The organism is Paenibacillus sp. RRE4 (assembly GCF_031844205.1).
GTDB lineage: Bacteria > Bacillota > Bacilli > Paenibacillales > Paenibacillaceae > Paenibacillus > Paenibacillus xylanexedens_B.
Genome location: NZ_JAUZUT010000001.1, coordinates 3,265,383 through 3,282,522 on the forward strand (window position 1 = coordinate 3,265,383; position 17,140 = coordinate 3,282,522).

Sequence of the window (17,140 nt, forward strand, 5' to 3'; positions counted from 1 at the left end):
GGCAAGGAACATAATCAACCACATCAGCAGCGCTGTTCCAGGATTTCCGTCCATCCATTCAAAGAATGTCATGTGTTATATCCTCCTTAGTAGGGAGAGGCCGGAGCCTCAACCCCTGAATATTAATTCTCAAGTTCAATTCCGCAATATGGGCAATGAATGATTTGATGTTCTCCGCCATCGGCTGTAATCATCAGCCAGCTATCTTCAGGATTACTGTATCTGATCACCGTTCTGGTTTTTTCTGTTCCTTCGCAATTATGGATGTCACTCATGGTTCCCCTCTCCTTCCTGACCCACCGACATCGCCAAATACTGTTCTAAAATGTCCTGTGCTGGTATATAGGAGTCGCGTTGGAGATAGTACAGAACGTCTTGCATAGCTTTCCGAACCGCTGCAGCTTGCTTTCGTTCAGCTTCAAGCTCCTTATGAAGCTGAACCGCTTCTTTTGTCCGTTCTGCTTCAAAGTGTTTGTATGCATTTGCCTGAGACAACTCACCCTCTAAAATGGCCTTTTCTGTCTTAATTTCTTTTATGTGATTTTCTTTCTCTTCAAGCTCCTTGCGGAGCCGCATGTTATCGACATTATGGCTTGCGTTCTTGACCGCTTCACTTGTGAGGGAACGACGCAATGACTGCGCTTCGCTCTCGCTTTGTTCGACTTGTTCCAGTAGATATGATATATACTCAGGCGCATTGATTAACAAATGGTTGTCTTCTTGCTTCAAGAACCCAGCCAACGCTTGTTTGATTTCTTCCTGCTTACTCATGACTGTTCTTCCTCCCCTTCGTCCTCATAATCTATCTCCCTACAACCTTCACATTCATCAAATCCGTAACTATCTTGATATTCATCTCCGCAACTTGGGCACAGTTTAAGCATCTGCGAGTACCTCCTAATCTCGTATCCGTTCGAAATCCCCGTAAAACTCACGCACAGGCTGCCACTCCAACTCTCCCCATCCGTCCGTATGCTGGTAGTAGACATTGCCATCAGCGCACTCTGCATAAGCAAACACTTGGATGTCAGGACGGCCTACCAGATGATAAAAGTGTTCCAACCGCTTCGTTATTCTCACTTGTACCATCTGTATATCCCTCCTTGGTAAGAGGCCGTATGGCCTCACAGCTTATTTGTTTGACGGTGGCATGTATCCAACCATGTTTTTCTTGATGAACACACTGAGCGATACCGTTGGTACATCTCGGTAGTAACACCATGCTTCAAAATCGTTGGTGGTGGCCATTTCGATGTCTCCTGTAGACTCATTTTTCACAACGTATACAATGTCATTTACGGGCATTGTGTTATCTCTCCTTTGGTGGGCCTAGCCCAGATATGTGGTATGTGGTGGGAAGAGGCTATGCCCCTTCCTCTCAAAATAGTGTTAATTGCTCTATTGCCTCTTTCTCGATAACCGGTACAGGTTCCGCTGCCTGCTCGATCTGCCTATCTTCTCTTTTCCACGTGTGACCTTTATCTTTCCACTTTTCCTTTGTCCAGCCGTAGAAATGATCAGCATGCCATTCCATGAATTCTTTCTTTACCTCGTCATTCTTCCAGATCCACGGGCGCCATTGACTGTATGGGTCTTTTAATGGCTTGTTAATCATCCACCAACCAGGGTTTCCTAACTGATATTCACGTTCGATGGCATCGTACAATCCGCCAGTTAAGGTATGATGAATATTCCCGTAGTGAAATGGGTTTTTCTTTTTCCCCCGATCCTTGCTGATGCAGTCGTACACCAATACTTTGGTTGAATCATATATGGATGGGACTATCTTATATGCGACCAGCTCACCGACTGCAAAATTTGGATGTTTCTGCATTGCCAACACTTTGCCATCTGCTCCGATCCAGTCCGTAGGTGGTTTGGAAACGACCGATTTATCTATTAGTTCCAGTTGACTCAATGCGTTCACCGTCCTTTAACTGGATCAGTCTTGCATTCGTTCCACCACAATATGGGCAAGCAGGTTCTTCGATTTCGTTGTTTACTTCCTGCCGGATCGCGTAACCAAGACCACACTCACATTCGTAAATATCCCAACGTGTATTCATGTCTCTTCCCCTTCCTCTTTGGTATCCCTCATGCAACACCGAAATAGCGTTTAACCGCTTCTCCGGCCCATCTACCCATTGGAACAGCCACCGCGTTTCCGATCTGGCGATAAGCGTCATTGTCCGTCCCGGCGAACTGAAACCAATCCGGGAAGCCTTGCAGCCGGGCATACTCTCGAACTGAGTATGGCCTGATAGACTGTCCATCATTGACCAGACGCGTTGATCTATCCTTTGCGTAATGAGCCACGCACGTTGGCGCCCTACCTTCCAAGTCTGTGACGATAGGTAAATCCCTGTATTCACCGTTCAGACGCTTTTGAACGTAATCTGGAGCGTATACCTCGCTGCCTACGTCAATGATGTCCCGCATGCTTACCGGGCTTGATTCGGGGTATGGCAAGTCGTTTATTGGTCGCTTGCTGCCGATCACAATCAGTCGTTTACGCTCCTGTGGCAGCCACATATTCGCATTCACCGGGCACTCAACCCGGACGTAATAGTTTGGCAACCGGGTCAAGCACTCCATTACGACCTGAAATTTCTTCATGCCCGGTACGTTCTCCACGATGTACATTTCCGGTTGTGCCAGTGCAACATGCCGGAAGAAGTGGAGAAACAGATCATCACCCGTCCGGGTACCGTGTATATCTGCAATGGTGCTGTATTTGGTGCAAGGGAATGTCCCGATGTATACATCCGCATCCTGTTGGTCCAAGACAGTTATTTTGGTAATGTCCGATTCGTTGACTGCGTGCCCGAAGTTCAGGCGCAGCGTGTCGCAGGCTGTCCTGTCGATTTCAAACGACTCTACCACTTGTATTCCAGCTTCCATCATGCCGAGGTCCATGCCGCCCGCGCCGCTGAAATAGCTCTTTGCTGTGATCATGTGTATCTTGTCTCCCTTCCTCTGTTATCCCAAATTATTTCCTTGCTTTTTTCGGTTTACATTTTGGTTTCTCCGATTGAGGGAATGAGAGCAACATGTACACTTCCCCAATCACATTACCTTGCTCATCCGTGATTATTTCCCATGGTATATCCGAGAAAAATGGGTCTCTGTTTATTTCATCCCCTTTCATATAAATCACTTCCAATCGTTGTTATATGAATTTCATTAATTTTAATCATCGAAATGACCGTACCCAAACGGCACTTGATGCTTTTCCTCTACACGTACAATATCGTTGATCAGCGCTTCGAATACTGCAATCTGATTTGCATCCATCATCTCTATCAAACGAACTTCTTTGGCCTTCAACGAACGGCCTGCCGCTGACGAGATAACCTCTTTAACCGGCTTAAACAATTCCTCGCGGTTACGTTTCTCCTGTTCAACTTTCTGCCGCGCCTCTTGCTTTCGGTTGTATTCCTCCCAATCTTGTTCATCAAACCAGAAGTGATCTCCGTATTTATCACGGAAGGCCGAAATCCAAAACTGGAGCAGTTCTTCATTCGTTTGTATCCGATCATGACAGGGCCAGCAGAGCCGAAGTCCGTTTGTCTTAACTCCGCGTCCCTTCCTGCCTCGCGGATAGACATGGTGAGTTGTCGTTGCTTCTGCTATCTTGCAGCATTCACAAATCCCGTTTGATTCTTCAATAAGCTGAGCTATGACTTCTTTCGGGAAATCGCCGCGCTCCTTCGAACCTGGCCTGGATTGGTGATGGGCTAAAATGTCCTTCTTCCATTCCGGTACAGGCTTTTTGTCTTTCTTGCTCCGCCCGAAGCTGCTCACTTTCTTTTCTTTTACTTTCTTCTCCGGTTTCCAGAATGTCTGATGGGCCATTACTCATCCGCCTTTCCCTTCGCATTTCCTGTGCTTATGCTTATATTTTGAACCTAATTTACTACGAATCCACTACGGATTTAGGGGTTCAAGTAATCCGACTTGTTCCAAAACAGCGTAATGAGCTTGTCTTTCCTGAGCAGTAGCCTGTACCCCGTTAACTGTGTATCCAACATAAAAAGCAATAGCTTGTTGCACTTCGACAGGTTGTTCATCGAAATTGTTCAAATCTACAGTACTCATATCCAAACCTCCATACAAAGCCGAAAGTTGACTCTGTTTTTCTTCAAACTTTGATTTTATATCGAGAGGCAACTCACTAATCACTGTATCCCAAGTGTTTATCAATTCTCTGTTAGAAGAACTTAAATGTTTAACCTGCGCATACCGTTCAGATAAAGCTGTGGAGAATTCATCTTTCTCAGCTTCAGTCACAGAGCACACCTCCCAATTGACTATTAAGTTCAAGTAGAATGTTCCTTAGATGAGGTAAGGAAATGTTTCCTTTGCCCTTGGGTTCAGGGCTTTGTCCATTCATGCCTCCACCTCAGTTTCTGGAAGCTCCATCGTATCTCCCTCTTGCCTAAACTCGACTTGATTTGGATCGTATGTTGGTTCCCAATGACCGTTTTCTTGTAAGATGCGTACAACGTCTTCAGCGTAAGTTTCGTCTGTATTTACGACCAGGTACATGTTAAACCCAACTTTCCCCTCCGAAACTCGACCATACTGAATTTTATGAAACAAGCGCAGTAAGTCTTCTTTCTCCTGTTGGTTAAGATGCTTATTAATGTCCTCGTTTTTGATTACGGTATGTTTGATTTTCATTTTGCTTTCTCCCTTCATCTACACGTTTTTTAAGTGCATTCACCGCTCGTTTACGCGCTGATTTTTCCTTCTTGTATTGTGCAAGAGGAATGAATTCCCCGCGCTTTTTAACAAGTATATCTATTGGTAAAGTCGGATATTTAGCTTGGAACAATTTCAGTTTGACTCGGAATGTGGAGGTCTCCACTCCTTTTATATCTACCACCCGCTGACTGTCGTCCAACTCCGTTACTAAAAAGTCAGCGATATAGGTGATCTTCGGCTTTTCCTGTAATACAAACTTAGGATGACATTCAAAGTCTTTTATTTCTCCGTACTTCCGCTGCTGGAGAAGCAACTGATAATATTCTCCCTCTTTTATGCTGTCGAAGCTTATTCCGGTTACATCAAGGTTATACTTTTCAATAATCCATTCCGTAAATAACGTTCCGTCTTCAGTAACGATCACTTTTTTTGCGTTATACTTACTCATTAGACTTCTTCCGTCCTATAAGGGAGTACCATGTGGAGTGATCTCTCGTCACTTTCATCCAGGATATAAATTGGCTTCAACTTACCAGGAAAAATAAGTGTTACCTTCTCCCCATCTAATGCTTTAATAGCATCTATGAAATATTTGGAATTAAGAGCAACAGCGAAATTTTCACCTTTAAATGACAATGGAACTAAACTCTCATTTGCCTTCCCAGATTCTCTTCCTTTGCCGCGAATGCTCACTTCATCTTCTGTGATGCTGATAATGATCTGGTTATGCTTGTCTTCCTTGGCGAGTGTGTAAATGAGATCGAGGCAGCTCAATAATTCTCTTTTTCCGACGCCTACTTCCGTAACGCCATCTGGCACGATTGACATCCGGCCAACATCCGGGAACGCCCCCTCCAATACTCTGGAGTAAAAAGTGAATCGGTCTGTTCTCGCAAATACGTGTATCACTTCTCCTGTGGATGATTTTGAAAATCCAAATTCCAGATTGTCTTTATCCAATACGATCTTTTGCAACTCGCCTAATGCCTTGGCTTCAATGACAGCTCCACCCAAGTTACCCACTTCAGTGTACTGCTCCGTTTTTGCAAGTCTGTGCCGATCAGTTGCTTCAATTCCAAAGGCTCCATCCTTGATGTATACATGTGCTCCAGCGAGGATTGCCGCATTCTTGCCTGTTGGATCGGCAGCATACGTTGCTTTTCGGAACAGCCGTTTAAGCTCTTTACCTGTTGTTTCAAATAACTCGCTGTCATCAATGTCAGGCACTCTTGGAAACTCTTCTGGATCAATAACACCCATGTCAATTTCCTTCTTACGCGATATGATAATCACGTTATTTCCCTTCTTCTCTATGCTGACATCACCACTGAGTTTTTTAATTACCTCAAGGGAGATTTTAGGGAGGGCGATTTGACCAGGAACCTCAACCTGAACCTGTTCACTGAAGATGTAAGACTGTATCGTTGTTCTTGTGTCTGTACCAGTGACCTTGACTCCATCCACTCCAGCTTCAATCAAGAAACAGTCCAGAATCGGCATAATGTTCTTGCTTGCAATGGCTTTACTTGCATCTTCCAAGGCTTCAGCCAGCAGTTCGCTATCAACGACTATTTTCATATGGACGATTCTCCTCCTGTGGTTTCTTCTTCGCATTTGGATTACAAGCAGGACAAGGAGCCGTCATCATCATTGCACCAACAAATTGATATTTCACTGTTTTACCACCACATGTTTTACACATTCAACTATCCCCTCCGTCTATTTCTTCCGCCTACCGATATTGTTTTTACAAATGGTTCTATCCGTTCAATAATCCGCTCCGCCTTCTTCTCATGTTGCTTTCTGTCCATCTCCTTGGCATCCTTTACGTTAGCCAAGTGATGTCTTAATTCGTTTATAGTCAAATTGGAAGTATAGATGATCGGCAGCCGCTCCATACGCCGCTGAAGTATAGGCCCAATCACTTCATCCCTTGTCCAAATGGTCAAGGTCTCGGCTCCAATGTCATCAAGTATCAGTACAGATGCTGTCCTTAGAGAATCAAGCTTGCTCTCAACTGTTTCTGTCTTGGAACCAATAGCATCCTTAACTTCAAGTAGGAAATCTGGCACATAAACCATAAGAACATCTATGTCACATTTGGCTAGTTCTTGAGCAATTGCTCCAGCGATCCGGCTTTTACCCACACCCATCGGGCCGTAAAGATATAACCCTTCTGTCGTTTGCCCTGGAACGAATGTGCTACAGAACTTCACCGCAGCTGTAATGGCAGCCAAGCGTTGCGGATCAGGTTCGATGTCGTCAAAGGTCGCGTCCAGAATATGAGCCGGTATATAGTGGCTTTTGATCTTCTGACCAATCCCCTGCTGTCTCTCGTAGGACTTTAACAAATTGCATTTCCTGAGCCTGAATACCAACTCGTCCGGTTTGTTAGGGTTAGGTTCTTCAACGCTCCTGTGCCCTTTCTGGACGTTCTGGCAGTCTTTTAAACCAGGACACGTCTCACATGAATCACATTGAGCAAGATGCTCTGATACATCTCTGTATCTTCTTGGACTTGTAAGGTCGCCCGAACGATCAGGGTACACCTGTCTGAGCCGCTGTATCTCAGGGTGGTTTTCAATCTGCTGGATAGCCGCTTGTCGCCTTTCGGCAAAATCAGGAGGAACTAGCGCCTTTAATTCTTCTTCAAAGCTACCCATACACTCATCCTCCTTGTTTCGCTCTTAATTCAGCCAACATTTTCTGTAGATCGCCTTCTGTATACTGCGTATCGGTCTGCGAAACATCCGCTTCAACTGGTTTTTGTTCTTCTTCGCCAACTTGTTCCATCCGCAAAGTCCGAGAGTCATGCAGGGCTTCGATTACTTTGACGCAGTATCGAATGCTACCGATCTCATGCCGTGTGTACTTTGGTTTAAAGTTATCAAAGGATTTGTCTATCCCATCCAGGACAGTTGACAACGGTATACCGGCAGCATGCATTTCAGAAATAGCCAAATCATCGGCAACTGATATTTCAAGCCCCTTGCCTCGTCGTTGAAGATACTTATTGGCAATCGCATTGCGATAATCCAATTCATCCGATGATATTTCAACCTGTCCAGAGTCGGTATCTGTTTCAGGAGTGGCAGGAACGGAACCTTGCCGGGAAGACGGTATCCCCTCATCTTTTGAATTGTTATCAGCCTCGGGCGATAGACAACAACTACTATCTTTTTCTTGTTCTAAATCTAGTTCTATATCTGTTCCGTTACGAGGCGTTACTGTAACGTTACCTGTAGCGTTTCTTGTAACGTTACTTTTCTGCTCCGATTTTCGTTTTCCGGGTTCAAGAAGCTTCTGTCTTTCTCTAAAGGATTGCACTCGCTTGTTTGTTTGCGCACGAACCTTGTCCATTCCATCTACGTTTTGATGCTTTTCCCAATTTGGAAGGAAGTAAGCCCCGCTTTCAGAAACTTCTAACATTCCGAATCTTTCAAATATAGATAAGGCCATTTTTATTACAGGTAAAGGACGTTTAATAGCAGACAACAACATTTCTTCTGTATACGGGATGTTTTCGGTCAACATGATGTAACCTCCCATATTCGCTTGCCCTGTCATTGTCAGTAGTTTGATCCATATAACAATAATCGTGTCAGCTTCTGGCATATCTTCGATAAGTTCAATCTTCCTATCGCTAAACATGTCCGCACTGAGTTTGATCCATTTTATTTCAGCCATGATTAACCTCGCATTATCAGCCCTACCTCTTACTGCTGGCAGGATTGTCGTACTCAGCCAGCAGAACTTTCAGGCTGTATTTTAATGAGTTTATAACTTGGTCATTACTTTCCACTGCATTGTGCCAGCGAACCTTGTCTGCTTCAGCGTCAGCCTCCTGAATGCGAAGTTTGATGATAGCCAGTTCAGCACGTTGCGCTTTATCTTTTCCGGCAGCCAGGTACGCTTCGGCATAAACTCGCTTGCGTTCAGCATAGAGACGTTTATAGTCCCTCACCGCCTCCGCAGCTCTCCGGCCCAATAAAACTTGTACCTCTGTCAAATACTCAATCTTCCGTGCCAGTGTAGCCGGGTAATCGTGACTGCACTGTTCTGCTAAACTGTATAGTTCGCCTAGCGTATATTGTTTTTGTAGAGACAATGCAGTCACTCCTAAATTGATTTTTAATAATCGTTACCGTAGTACAGATCCACTTGATCCTTATCAATCAACAATTTGGAACCGTGAGCATAAATTTTGAACAAATCTTTTCCAGGTCCAACAAGACCGTACATAATTTTTTTCGCATTGATTTCTTTATCATCAATCTTCAAACAAGATACCGTAGCATCATCCCTAATAAGTATGGCGTACCTACATTGGTATTTTTCTGTATCCGGTTCAGGGTCAAGGTGTACCCATGTGCTTGAGTAACTACTGTCACCAATGTGCAAACTGAACTCTTCACCATCACGCTCTTCGTATTCACTTTCACTTTCTTTCCACTTTTCGATCAGTTCAGATAGCTTATACTCAGGTTTGACGTCAGCAAGCAACTCGTCCATCTGGTGTTTAAGTTTTTCTACACCCTGAGTGTGTGTAATAACATCCAACTTTTCTTTGATGACTTGAAGAACTAATGTGTTGTACGAAGGTAAATCAAGGCGGCTAATATCTACATTGAGATTTGCTTTAACCGCCTCTTTAAGACTCTTACCAAATTCGCTGTAGCTACTGAATGCATCATCCACAATAGACTCCAGAGTTTTCTCGATTTTTTTTCGCACAATTTGCTCAACAATGCCTTCTTCTTTAATTGATTGCATAGCTTCATTTACCATATTGTTCAAATTCATGTAACTCGCCCCTATTTTCAATTTTTAGATTCCGTGTTATACTTCCGTTGAATTGTTTATTAATTGATCGTGTTGGTAGCACGATTAACTCAAGGACTCATTTGATACTGTTGTTGCGGTAGACTCTTCTGCAATAGTAGTTACAAAAGAGTCCTTCTTCTTTTGGATCAGGATATTTCTGGCCTGAGAACACCTCGCGATCACAGTGCTTACACAAACCAATCACTGTCCCTTCAACCTTGTAGCCGCATGGCTCCTTCCAGATAAGACCTTCATATTCTGCATTCTTATCAATTGACCGTTCCAATTTCTCAAGATCATTACAAAGCTCTTTGATTTTCTTTTTTATAATTTTAATATTAAGTTCCATTGAGAGAGCATCGATTGCGTCATCACACAAATCCCTGATTTGTCTTCTCAGTACTCTGGTTTGCAATAACTTCTGAGCTTGTATCATCATTTCTTTTTAGCAATGTTTCGTTTGATAATTGCATGTTGTAAAGGTTTGTGCGACCACTTGTAAGCCAAGTCATCCAGAGTCATAAATTTGTATCCCATCGGTTTCAACTCCTATCAGATGTAGTCTTCCGGACGAAACTCCTTGATGAACTCAACCGAATCCTCAAAATCAATGCGACGTACATGGCTGTACTTCGCTACTTCGAACCGTTCCTTCAACTTGCTCCAGATCATACGGCGGTAACGTCCGACCACATCTTTAAATTTCTCGTCAGTTTCTTTGTATCGATCCTTTGCTAACGCATTTGATTTAATGCGAACCGAAGATTGAAGTTGATAACATTCATTATCCGTGAGCGTGACGCTGTCACGTACCTCCTGAACCATCATCTGTACTTCCTCTACCTTTTCAGTTACATCCATTTGCATTTGTCTGATGCCATCTACCAGACCGCGAATGGCCTGTCCCTGAGCCTCAGTCAGCTGCATCTGTCTTTCTACTACCGACAAGAAATCAGGCTGGCTTGGATTAATCAATGTCATGTGTGTCTACCACCTTTCTAGAATTAATTGCTGGTCGGATCTGGTCAATGAAGGACTGGAGCATATCAAGACCTTCTGAAAGCCGTTTCTTCTCGGAACTACTTGCATTCGATACCGCGCCCAACATGAATGATGAAATACCTACTTTTTGAAGGAACTGTTTTACGTGAATACTGATTTGAATCGTATTACTATCAGCCTCAAAACGAAGCTTCTTCATCTGAGCTGCCGCATGCTGATCATCGAAGTTATCAGGCTGCTGAAGTTTCAATGTCTCCAACTCTTCTTTCGTTCGTTGATAGCCGGCTTTGAGTTCCTCCGCCTTAAGACGTTCCGCTTCTACCCCAACTTCAAGTTTGTCCTTCCAGTATTGGTCACGCTCTTTAAGTTGCCTCGCTGCCTCTTGCTCTTTTTGTTCTAGCAATACCCCTGTTTCTTCGTCCCTGCGCTCAACAGCCGCCGTTATTGCCTCATCCAGTTGGTCTGCTGGAATTGCATCCTTATATCGCCGTTCAATATCTAATTTCTCTTGTTCAGCTTGCTCGGCACGCTTCTCAGCCGCTTCAAGCCGTTCTTTTGTCTCTGTAAAAGCTTTATGTGTGGAAATTATCCCTGCGTCAAGTTGCTGAATAATCTCCGGCGTTGCATTTTCCATGATGTACTTGGCCTTGTCGTAAGTTCTGCCCGATCCAAAGCCTGCTTGATCAGCTACTATGTCACGAACCTGTCCAGCAGGTTGTTCAGGAAGATTTTCCTTGCCTCCAGCCATTCGTTCTTTTGCCTTGATACGCTCGACTTCTTCAAGGCGTTTTGCCCATTCGACTCGCTCCGAGAACGTGAATTCCTTTCGATGTTCATTTTCGGAAATTTCTAATCGGAGCTGGTGTTCATAATCTTCAATTTCCATAACGCGTACCGGCACTTTCTTACGCTCCAGATACTGATGAGCACGCAATCGGCGTTCTCCAGCTATTAATTGATAATCTGGTGTTACAAGGATGGGATTGATAAGTCCGTTTTGTTCGATGTCCTTTGCCAGTTCCTCAATACCACTGAAGTCTTTACGGATTCGGTCACTGACTTTGATTTTATTTATCTCGATTAACAAAATCATTCCCCTTTCTAAAGGCTTATTAATTTAAATGTCGAATGTTTAACAAGTAACATACTTTGTAAAGGAGAGTGTTTTTTTGTCTATCCACCCTATTAAAGAATATTTGGATTTTAAAGTTGAGGCATTGAGTAAAGCTTCTTCGCTATTCAACCAAGGAGATTGCATTGTAAGCATCATTACAACCTTCGGAAAGATTGAAGGTGTTTTAAAACCTACTAAAAAATACAATTCGGAAGATTTAAATTACCTAATGGAAGTAGCGGTTTCAGAACACTCTTCTTACTTGGAGGAACAGCACTCCGATGAGATTTTACAATACAACTTCATCACTTTGAACAGAGCAGTTATTTCGCCATTTTCGGGTTGTAACTCCATTGAGTATGAACAATTAGTTGTGTACACTGATCAGATCGTCGCCTTTAGTCTTTTGAAAGATGGGCCGAAATAAAAGCGATACAGTATCTAAAAGTTCTTATCCTATCTTCTGGATGTTTAGGACTGTAGTCAGTGAAACACTTTCGAATTAACTCAATAATTATATCCAATGGGATATCCCACGAAGATACCTCTCTAATTGTTTCTAAATCATCAGTAGTTGGAGTTTTGCACGATAGTTCTATAAACACATCAAGTATTTTCTGTTCCTTGTCATCCATTGATTTAAGCGACCCACTTGCACATTTTGAACAACACCTTGTTACAATCTCAGAACGTTCCTGCCAGAATTTTTGAGCGTAACTTTTCGTCTGATCTACATTACTGTCTTGCATGACCAAGACTGTTTTTGCTTGTACATAAACATCTTCGTCTGTTAAACGTTCTCTATGATATTTCCTTTTAAGTTCGTAGGGTTGATATAGCCCTACGGATATTTTTGTTACACCTGGTCTTCTAGAAAGCTCATGAACCAATTCCTCGGTGCTAATTTCGCTTAAGATAAGCTCTTCCCCGGCATTCTGTAAGACTGGTTGACCTTCCAACAACACTGTTGCTTGATCAACTACATCAGCTTGAATAAATGGGGCTAATTCATCAATTGGTTTGTTCATGTTATACCTCCTCTCAACTTCCTTTCTTGTAATTCGCGGCACGTTGCTCAGCTCTCCAAGCTTCTAAGTCAGAAAGCCTGAGTTTAATCGCTGGTCTCTTAGAGCCGGTTACTCCATAACGTTCATGAGGAATGCTACCTTCCTGACACATGCGATAAATCAGTTTCTCAGAAACACCTATGTGAGTTGCTGCTTCTGACACATCCAATGTCTTATCAATTAAGCCAGCAAACTCAGCTCGAAGCCGATTTTCGAATTCGGTTACTTGTTCAGACACAATAGTTCTGATAGCACTATCAAAAGCATTCCATGTTCTATCCATACTGTGTTTCCTTTCTTCAAAGTTGTGTTATACTGAGCGAGTATATATATTATTTTTTTACTAAATCATCCAATGTACAATTAAGAGCGTTGGATAGTTTAACTAAGGTTTCTGTGTATGGACCTTGTTTTTTCTTTCCAATGTTGTATAGTGCCGATACCGTCACCCCACTTTCCTTAGATAGGCGGTAAATGGTCCACCCTTTCGCCTCTATCAGTCGTTGAATGTTCACTTCAATTGTTTCTCCCACTACTCTCACCTCCTGAAAACATGTTATAACTCTATGGTGTTATATTCAACCAACATTATAACTCAAAAGAGTTAACAAAACCCCTATTCTCTTTCATTTGCTTCATCTCGCTTGACTTATCTCCCTTTTATGTTTTATTATAACTTTATAGAGTTATAACTATTAAGAGATATAACATTAGGAGGCATTCAAGTGGATTTAGCGGATAAAATCTTAGAGTTAATGAGTGAACAAGGAATTACTAAATATAGACTCTCTAAAGAAACTGGTGTCTCCTATACAGGTCTTACTAAAATTCTTTCTAGACAAACAAAACATCCTCAAGTCGACTCACTTCAAGCAATTGCAAGTTTCTTCAATAAACCGACTGATTATTTTCTAGAGCAAGAACATGATCAACATGATCAAGTTCCTGAGTGGGCGACGCCTAAAGACCTGGCCGACATAAAAAAAATTCTTGAAGAAGATCAACCAGTTTTATTTGATGGGGTTCCAATTACAGAGGAAAATCGTCAGAGAGCTATGGACATTCTCACCGGGCTGCTTTGGGAAGCGAAAGAGTTAAATAAGAAAACCTATGGACGTAAGAAAAAGGCCGCTCCTAAAGAAGAAGAGTAGGTGAACTCTTTGGATGACATCATTCACAAGCTTGTTCGCAGATTCAAAACAAACGATCCTTTCGTTATAGCGAAAGGACTTAACATAATTATTAGACATGCAGAATTTGATAAAGGCACCAGGGGATTTTACTACAGAAGATTACGAAGGAGATTTATTGTTATTGATAATGGTCTATCTGAGGAATGGCAACGGGTAGTATGCGCACATGAACTTGGACATGATCGTCTCCATTCAGGTTTAAGTCAATTTTGGATTGATGAACACACATTTTTCAACACAGGGAAATACGAAAGACAAGCCAATATTTTTGCTGTGAAGCTCCTTACTCACTCAACAGAGCAAGAACTGGGAGAAAGCGAAGAAGCTTATCTCTTACGGTGCGGAGTTCCAAAACAATTACACAACCTGAAAATGTAACTTTGCGCTTTCCAGCCGCAAGGCTGTTTACCATACACAAAAAAAGAACATATGTTCTAAACGGAGGAGAAAAAGGTGGCAAAGGGAAGTATAGAAAAAAGAGGGAGAAATACATGGAGGCTTACGGTTGATTTAGGGCTGAGAGCAGACAACACGCGGAATCGCCCTCGAAAAACTATCACAATCGAAGATGAGGCTCTATTAAAAACGACAAAACGATTAAGCGACTACCTTGACAATGAATTAGCTAAATTTAAAATCGAAGTGGAGGCCGGGGCTTATATTGCTCCTGAAAAAACGAGGTTTAGTGACTTTATTAAAGTCTGGCACGAGAAGTATGCTAATGACCCAAATAACCTTTCCATAACAACCCTAAATGTTTATGATAACATCATCGAATCTAGATTGATTCCCGCCTTTGGCAATGATCGAATTGACCAGATTTCAACATTAAAGATAATTTCATTTTTCCATGAGATGGAGAAGCCTGGAATGAGAAAACCTCCTAATAGTAAAAGACCACTCAGCGAAAAACAAAAAGCTAAACTACTTGAGCCGCTCGATGCCAGTACTTTAGCCATCTTCCATCGAGTTCTCAAAAATATATTTTCGCGTGCAGTGGAATGGAAAATGATTAAGGAAAACCCCATGGAAGGCGTTAAAAAACCAGTTGCTAAAAATACAAAAGAAAAATTAATAAAACAAAGGGACAACCCTCAGTACTATGACGAAGTGGAAGCTCAAGAGGTAGTCGATGCCTTATATAAAGAAACGAGAAAATGGCGGTTGCTAGTCTTGGGGTCGATGATGGGAGGATTCCGAAGAGGGGAATTAATTGGATTAGAGTGGCCGGAAGTTTTCTTCAAAAATAACGTAATTAGAGTAGAAAACAATATTCCATTCACAGTGAAAGGTGAGCCTGTCGAAAAAGAACCGAAATCCAAGGCTTCGTATAGAGATGTAGACATGCCTGACTGGTACATGGAGGAGTTAAGCCTTTATGAAAAAGAGTGGCAAGAAGAGAAAGATTTTTTAGAAGATAAATGGCTCGGTGGTGATAGGAAATATGTATTTCATAACGGAACTGGAAAGCCTTATTATTTCCAACATCCTTCAAGATGGTGGAAAAGATTTTGCAAAAGACATGGGATTCGGTATATTAAGTTTCATGGATTAAGACACAGTTCTGGCACCTTACTACTTGAAGATGAAGAAGAAGCTAATTTCGACTCGATCCTAATCGTTATACAAAGAAGATTAGGGCACGCTAGACTCTCCACAACTTCCGACACTTATGTCCATGTAACTAAAAAAGTAAAGACTAGAATAGCTGGAAAACTAAATAAGTTCAATCCTTCAGAATCACGAAAATGATAAAAAAAGTGTTCGTCCCCAATCCGTCCCCAATCGGGTATTCTTCGCTCAATTACAAGTGTCTTAAAAAAGAAAAAAACCTTGCTACACAAGGTTTTCGTGCTATAGGACGAGTGGGGATCGAACCCACGACCCTTACCCTGTCAAGATAATGCTCTCCCGCTGAGCTATCGCCCTTCATTAACTAGATTATATACAGTTACAATTAATGACTCATTTTGCCACCTCATATCTAAATCAAACTCGAATGAGGTAACAGTATCATACCAAGTAAACGCGTTCATTGTCAATCATTAAATTGGTTTTAAATCATCCATATTGGAGCACAATAATGGAAAGATTACGATATTCTGCATGAGGAGAATGTATAATGATGATGAATAAAAATACTGGCCAATCGCTTAATCCACGCCATAACAATAAACAACTTAATAAATACTGGAAGCTCACTGCTACTCATGTTGCTGTTTTGCTCCTTCTCGCCTGTACCTTAACCGGTTGCAGGCTGGAACGGGACGAGCATACGGTACAATTTCAGCAATTGCAACAACCGAATGAACAAAATGAATCGTTGCCTGTCTGGATGGACGTCTACTCCAAATCCGTAAATCAAGAGGTATACTCCCCTCAGGGAAAAAATGAGTTTTTGCCTTAAATAGCAGAGTCAGATCAAGAGCCTTGTCCAGAAACATTTATCCGCTTGTATTGATATATTTAAGTCAGTTCAAAATCCAATCAACCATGTCCTTAACCTTACCCATCAGGAGTATATACTCACTCTTCTTCATCCCATTTGCGTGAGTATGCCTTCTTGGTCACATAGTATAACAAAGCGATCATGCCCGCCGACATAAGCAACGTAATAGTCATAATAGCCGCCATTCCCATAACTCTCCCCCTCCTTCAAAGCCCCAATATGTACCAAACCTAACTATACAGGAAAAGCATTTTTTTGTATAATGCAGTCTGAACTTGTGCGCATGGAGCAGAAAGAAGGAATCGAATTTGGCAGCAGAGATAAGTTATGTCACGACAGAAGAAGAATTGAAGCAAGCTCTTGAGATTCGCCGTCAGGTTTTTGTCATTGAGCAACAAGTGCCCGAAGAACTTGAAATAGATCAATACGATGTTATCAGTCCTGATGTGCATCATGTATTGCTTCATACTGATGGGCAGGCTGTCGCAACAGGTCGTCTGATCTATTACAGCAAAGATACGGCCAAAATGCAGCGCATTGCTGTTCTGGAGTCCTACCGTTCGTTCGGGTATGGACGTGTGCTCTTGTTAGCGATGGAGGAGCTTGCTCGTGAGCTTGGATTAACCTATTCGCTCCTGGATGCCCAGTGTCAGGCGCAAAAATTTTACGATAAACTCGGTTATGAAGTGGTTTCGGAGGAACCCTTTTACGATGCCGATATCCTGCATGTCCGTATGAGAAAAAGCTTGTAGGCCAGCACAACTCAACAACACAGGCGCTACAT

At 42.4% G+C, this 17,140-nt stretch carries 27 protein-coding genes and 1 tRNA gene; 6 read left to right on the plus strand and 22 right to left on the minus strand.

From position 1 onward, the window contains the following. Positions 1-122: 122 nt before the first annotated feature. From Q9R46_RS14680 to Q9R46_RS14765, 18 genes are all read right to left on the minus strand, one after another. A complete protein-coding gene (locus Q9R46_RS14680; protein ID WP_311280546.1) occupies positions 123-275 on the minus strand; it encodes a hypothetical protein in 153 nt (50 codons plus the stop codon). Next, the gene (locus Q9R46_RS14685; protein WP_311280547.1) at positions 268-771 is read right to left on the minus strand and encodes a hypothetical protein; all 504 of its coding nucleotides are present in this window, start codon (positions 769-771) and stop codon (positions 268-270) included. Before Q9R46_RS14685 ends, Q9R46_RS14680 begins: the two co-directional genes overlap by 8 nt. Positions 772-897: 126 nt before the next feature. Next, positions 898-1,089 carry a hypothetical protein gene (locus Q9R46_RS14690; protein ID WP_311280548.1) on the minus strand — a complete coding sequence of 64 codons (192 nt, stop codon included), beginning with the start codon at positions 1,087-1,089 and terminating at the stop codon, positions 898-900. A gap of 42 nt (positions 1,090-1,131) precedes the next feature. Beyond that, on the minus strand, positions 1,132-1,305 hold the full coding sequence (locus Q9R46_RS14695; protein WP_311280549.1) for a hypothetical protein: 174 nt from the start codon (positions 1,303-1,305) through the stop codon (positions 1,132-1,134). A gap of 73 nt (positions 1,306-1,378) precedes the next feature. Then, positions 1,379-1,918, minus strand: a complete 540-nt coding sequence (locus tag Q9R46_RS14700) for a hypothetical protein (RefSeq protein ID WP_311280550.1) — start codon at positions 1,916-1,918, stop codon at positions 1,379-1,381. Further along, positions 1,893-2,066 carry a hypothetical protein gene (locus tag Q9R46_RS14705; protein WP_311280551.1) on the minus strand — a complete coding sequence of 58 codons (174 nt, stop codon included), beginning with the start codon at positions 2,064-2,066 and terminating at the stop codon, positions 1,893-1,895. The genes Q9R46_RS14700 and Q9R46_RS14705 overlap by 26 nt, the downstream gene beginning before the upstream one ends. Before the next feature lie 28 nt (positions 2,067-2,094). Further along, positions 2,095-2,955, minus strand: a complete 861-nt coding sequence (locus Q9R46_RS14710; protein ID WP_311280552.1) for a DNA cytosine methyltransferase — start codon at positions 2,953-2,955, stop codon at positions 2,095-2,097. Positions 2,956-3,189: 234 nt separating this feature from the next. Then, on the minus strand, positions 3,190-3,855 hold the full coding sequence (locus Q9R46_RS14715; RefSeq protein ID WP_311280553.1) for an HNH endonuclease: 666 nt from the start codon (positions 3,853-3,855) through the stop codon (positions 3,190-3,192). Between the two features lie 72 nt (positions 3,856-3,927). Further along, positions 3,928-4,290, minus strand: coding sequence for a hypothetical protein (locus tag Q9R46_RS14720; RefSeq protein WP_311280554.1), 363 nt, complete (start codon positions 4,288-4,290; stop codon positions 3,928-3,930). 99 nt (positions 4,291-4,389) lie between these two features. After that, positions 4,390-4,683 carry a hypothetical protein gene (locus Q9R46_RS14725; protein ID WP_311280555.1) on the minus strand — a complete coding sequence of 98 codons (294 nt, stop codon included), beginning with the start codon at positions 4,681-4,683 and terminating at the stop codon, positions 4,390-4,392. Further along, complete coding sequence (locus tag Q9R46_RS14730) at positions 4,643-5,155, minus strand: DUF1064 domain-containing protein (protein WP_311280556.1); 513 nt, start codon at positions 5,153-5,155, stop codon at positions 4,643-4,645. The genes Q9R46_RS14725 and Q9R46_RS14730 overlap by 41 nt, the downstream gene beginning before the upstream one ends. Further along, positions 5,155-6,285 carry a DNA polymerase III subunit beta gene (gene dnaN, locus Q9R46_RS14735; RefSeq protein ID WP_311280557.1) on the minus strand — a complete coding sequence of 377 codons (1,131 nt, stop codon included), beginning with the start codon at positions 6,283-6,285 and terminating at the stop codon, positions 5,155-5,157. Before dnaN ends, Q9R46_RS14730 begins: the two co-directional genes overlap by 1 nt. A gap of 128 nt (positions 6,286-6,413) precedes the next feature. Further along, positions 6,414-7,370, minus strand: a complete 957-nt coding sequence (locus tag Q9R46_RS14740) for an ATP-binding protein (RefSeq protein WP_311280558.1) — start codon at positions 7,368-7,370, stop codon at positions 6,414-6,416. A gap of 4 nt (positions 7,371-7,374) precedes the next feature. Further along, positions 7,375-8,394, minus strand: coding sequence for a phage replisome organizer N-terminal domain-containing protein (locus tag Q9R46_RS14745; RefSeq protein ID WP_311280559.1), 1,020 nt, complete (start codon positions 8,392-8,394; stop codon positions 7,375-7,377). Positions 8,395-8,416: 22 nt separating this feature from the next. Beyond that, the gene (locus tag Q9R46_RS14750; protein ID WP_311280560.1) at positions 8,417-8,824 is read right to left on the minus strand and encodes a hypothetical protein; all 408 of its coding nucleotides are present in this window, start codon (positions 8,822-8,824) and stop codon (positions 8,417-8,419) included. A 14-nt stretch (positions 8,825-8,838) separates the two neighbouring features. Then, a complete protein-coding gene (locus Q9R46_RS14755; RefSeq protein ID WP_311280561.1) occupies positions 8,839-9,510 on the minus strand; it encodes a hypothetical protein in 672 nt (223 codons plus the stop codon). 573 nt (positions 9,511-10,083) lie between these two features. After that, on the minus strand, positions 10,084-10,512 hold the full coding sequence (locus Q9R46_RS14760; RefSeq protein WP_311280562.1) for an ORF6C domain-containing protein: 429 nt from the start codon (positions 10,510-10,512) through the stop codon (positions 10,084-10,086). Further along, positions 10,499-11,626 carry a ParB N-terminal domain-containing protein gene (locus Q9R46_RS14765; RefSeq protein WP_311280563.1) on the minus strand — a complete coding sequence of 376 codons (1,128 nt, stop codon included), beginning with the start codon at positions 11,624-11,626 and terminating at the stop codon, positions 10,499-10,501. Before Q9R46_RS14765 ends, Q9R46_RS14760 begins: the two co-directional genes overlap by 14 nt. A 76-nt stretch (positions 11,627-11,702) precedes the next feature. Here Q9R46_RS14765 and Q9R46_RS14770 point away from each other — a divergent pair, with 76 nt between their 5' ends. After that, positions 11,703-12,074 carry a hypothetical protein gene (locus Q9R46_RS14770; protein WP_311280564.1) on the plus strand — a complete coding sequence of 124 codons (372 nt, stop codon included), beginning with the start codon at positions 11,703-11,705 and terminating at the stop codon, positions 12,072-12,074. On the opposite strand, the gene Q9R46_RS14775 is transcribed toward Q9R46_RS14770, so the two are convergent. The 3 genes from Q9R46_RS14775 to Q9R46_RS14785 are packed head-to-tail and all read right to left on the minus strand — an operon-like array spanning position 12,046 to position 13,247. Beyond that, the gene (locus Q9R46_RS14775) at positions 12,046-12,675 is read right to left on the minus strand and encodes a hypothetical protein (protein WP_311280565.1); all 630 of its coding nucleotides are present in this window, start codon (positions 12,673-12,675) and stop codon (positions 12,046-12,048) included. The two genes, Q9R46_RS14770 and Q9R46_RS14775, sit on opposite strands and share 29 nt — an antisense overlap. Before the next feature lie 13 nt (positions 12,676-12,688). Further along, positions 12,689-12,997 carry a helix-turn-helix domain-containing protein gene (locus tag Q9R46_RS14780; RefSeq protein ID WP_311280566.1) on the minus strand — a complete coding sequence of 103 codons (309 nt, stop codon included), beginning with the start codon at positions 12,995-12,997 and terminating at the stop codon, positions 12,689-12,691. 49 nt (positions 12,998-13,046) lie between these two features. Continuing rightward, positions 13,047-13,247 (minus strand): helix-turn-helix domain-containing protein, encoded by a 201-nt coding sequence (locus tag Q9R46_RS14785; RefSeq protein WP_311280567.1) that lies wholly within the window; start codon positions 13,245-13,247, stop codon positions 13,047-13,049. Positions 13,248-13,439: 192 nt separating this feature from the next. Here Q9R46_RS14785 and Q9R46_RS14790 point away from each other — a divergent pair, with 192 nt between their 5' ends. The 3 genes from Q9R46_RS14790 (at position 13,440) to Q9R46_RS14800 (ending at position 15,659) form a co-directional block, all read left to right on the plus strand. Continuing rightward, positions 13,440-13,865 (plus strand): helix-turn-helix domain-containing protein, encoded by a 426-nt coding sequence (locus Q9R46_RS14790; RefSeq protein ID WP_311280568.1) that lies wholly within the window; start codon positions 13,440-13,442, stop codon positions 13,863-13,865. Between the two features lie 9 nt (positions 13,866-13,874). Continuing rightward, complete coding sequence (locus Q9R46_RS14795; RefSeq protein WP_311281035.1) at positions 13,875-14,285, plus strand: ImmA/IrrE family metallo-endopeptidase; 411 nt, start codon at positions 13,875-13,877, stop codon at positions 14,283-14,285. A gap of 75 nt (positions 14,286-14,360) precedes the next feature. Then, a complete protein-coding gene (locus Q9R46_RS14800; RefSeq protein WP_311280569.1) occupies positions 14,361-15,659 on the plus strand; it encodes a site-specific integrase in 1,299 nt (432 codons plus the stop codon). A 105-nt stretch (positions 15,660-15,764) separates the two neighbouring features. Here the strand turns inward: Q9R46_RS14800 and Q9R46_RS14805 are convergent. Beyond that, positions 15,765-15,836 (minus strand) — tRNA-Val (locus Q9R46_RS14805). Positions 15,837-16,029: 193 nt separating this feature from the next. Here Q9R46_RS14805 and Q9R46_RS14810 point away from each other — a divergent pair. Next, positions 16,030-16,314, plus strand: coding sequence for a hypothetical protein (locus Q9R46_RS14810; protein WP_311280570.1), 285 nt, complete (start codon positions 16,030-16,032; stop codon positions 16,312-16,314). Positions 16,315-16,664: 350 nt separating this feature from the next. Further along, entirely contained in the window at positions 16,665-17,108 is a 444-nt protein-coding gene (locus tag Q9R46_RS14815) for a GNAT family N-acetyltransferase (protein WP_145331954.1), read from the plus strand. Positions 17,109-17,140: the final 32 nt, after the last annotated feature.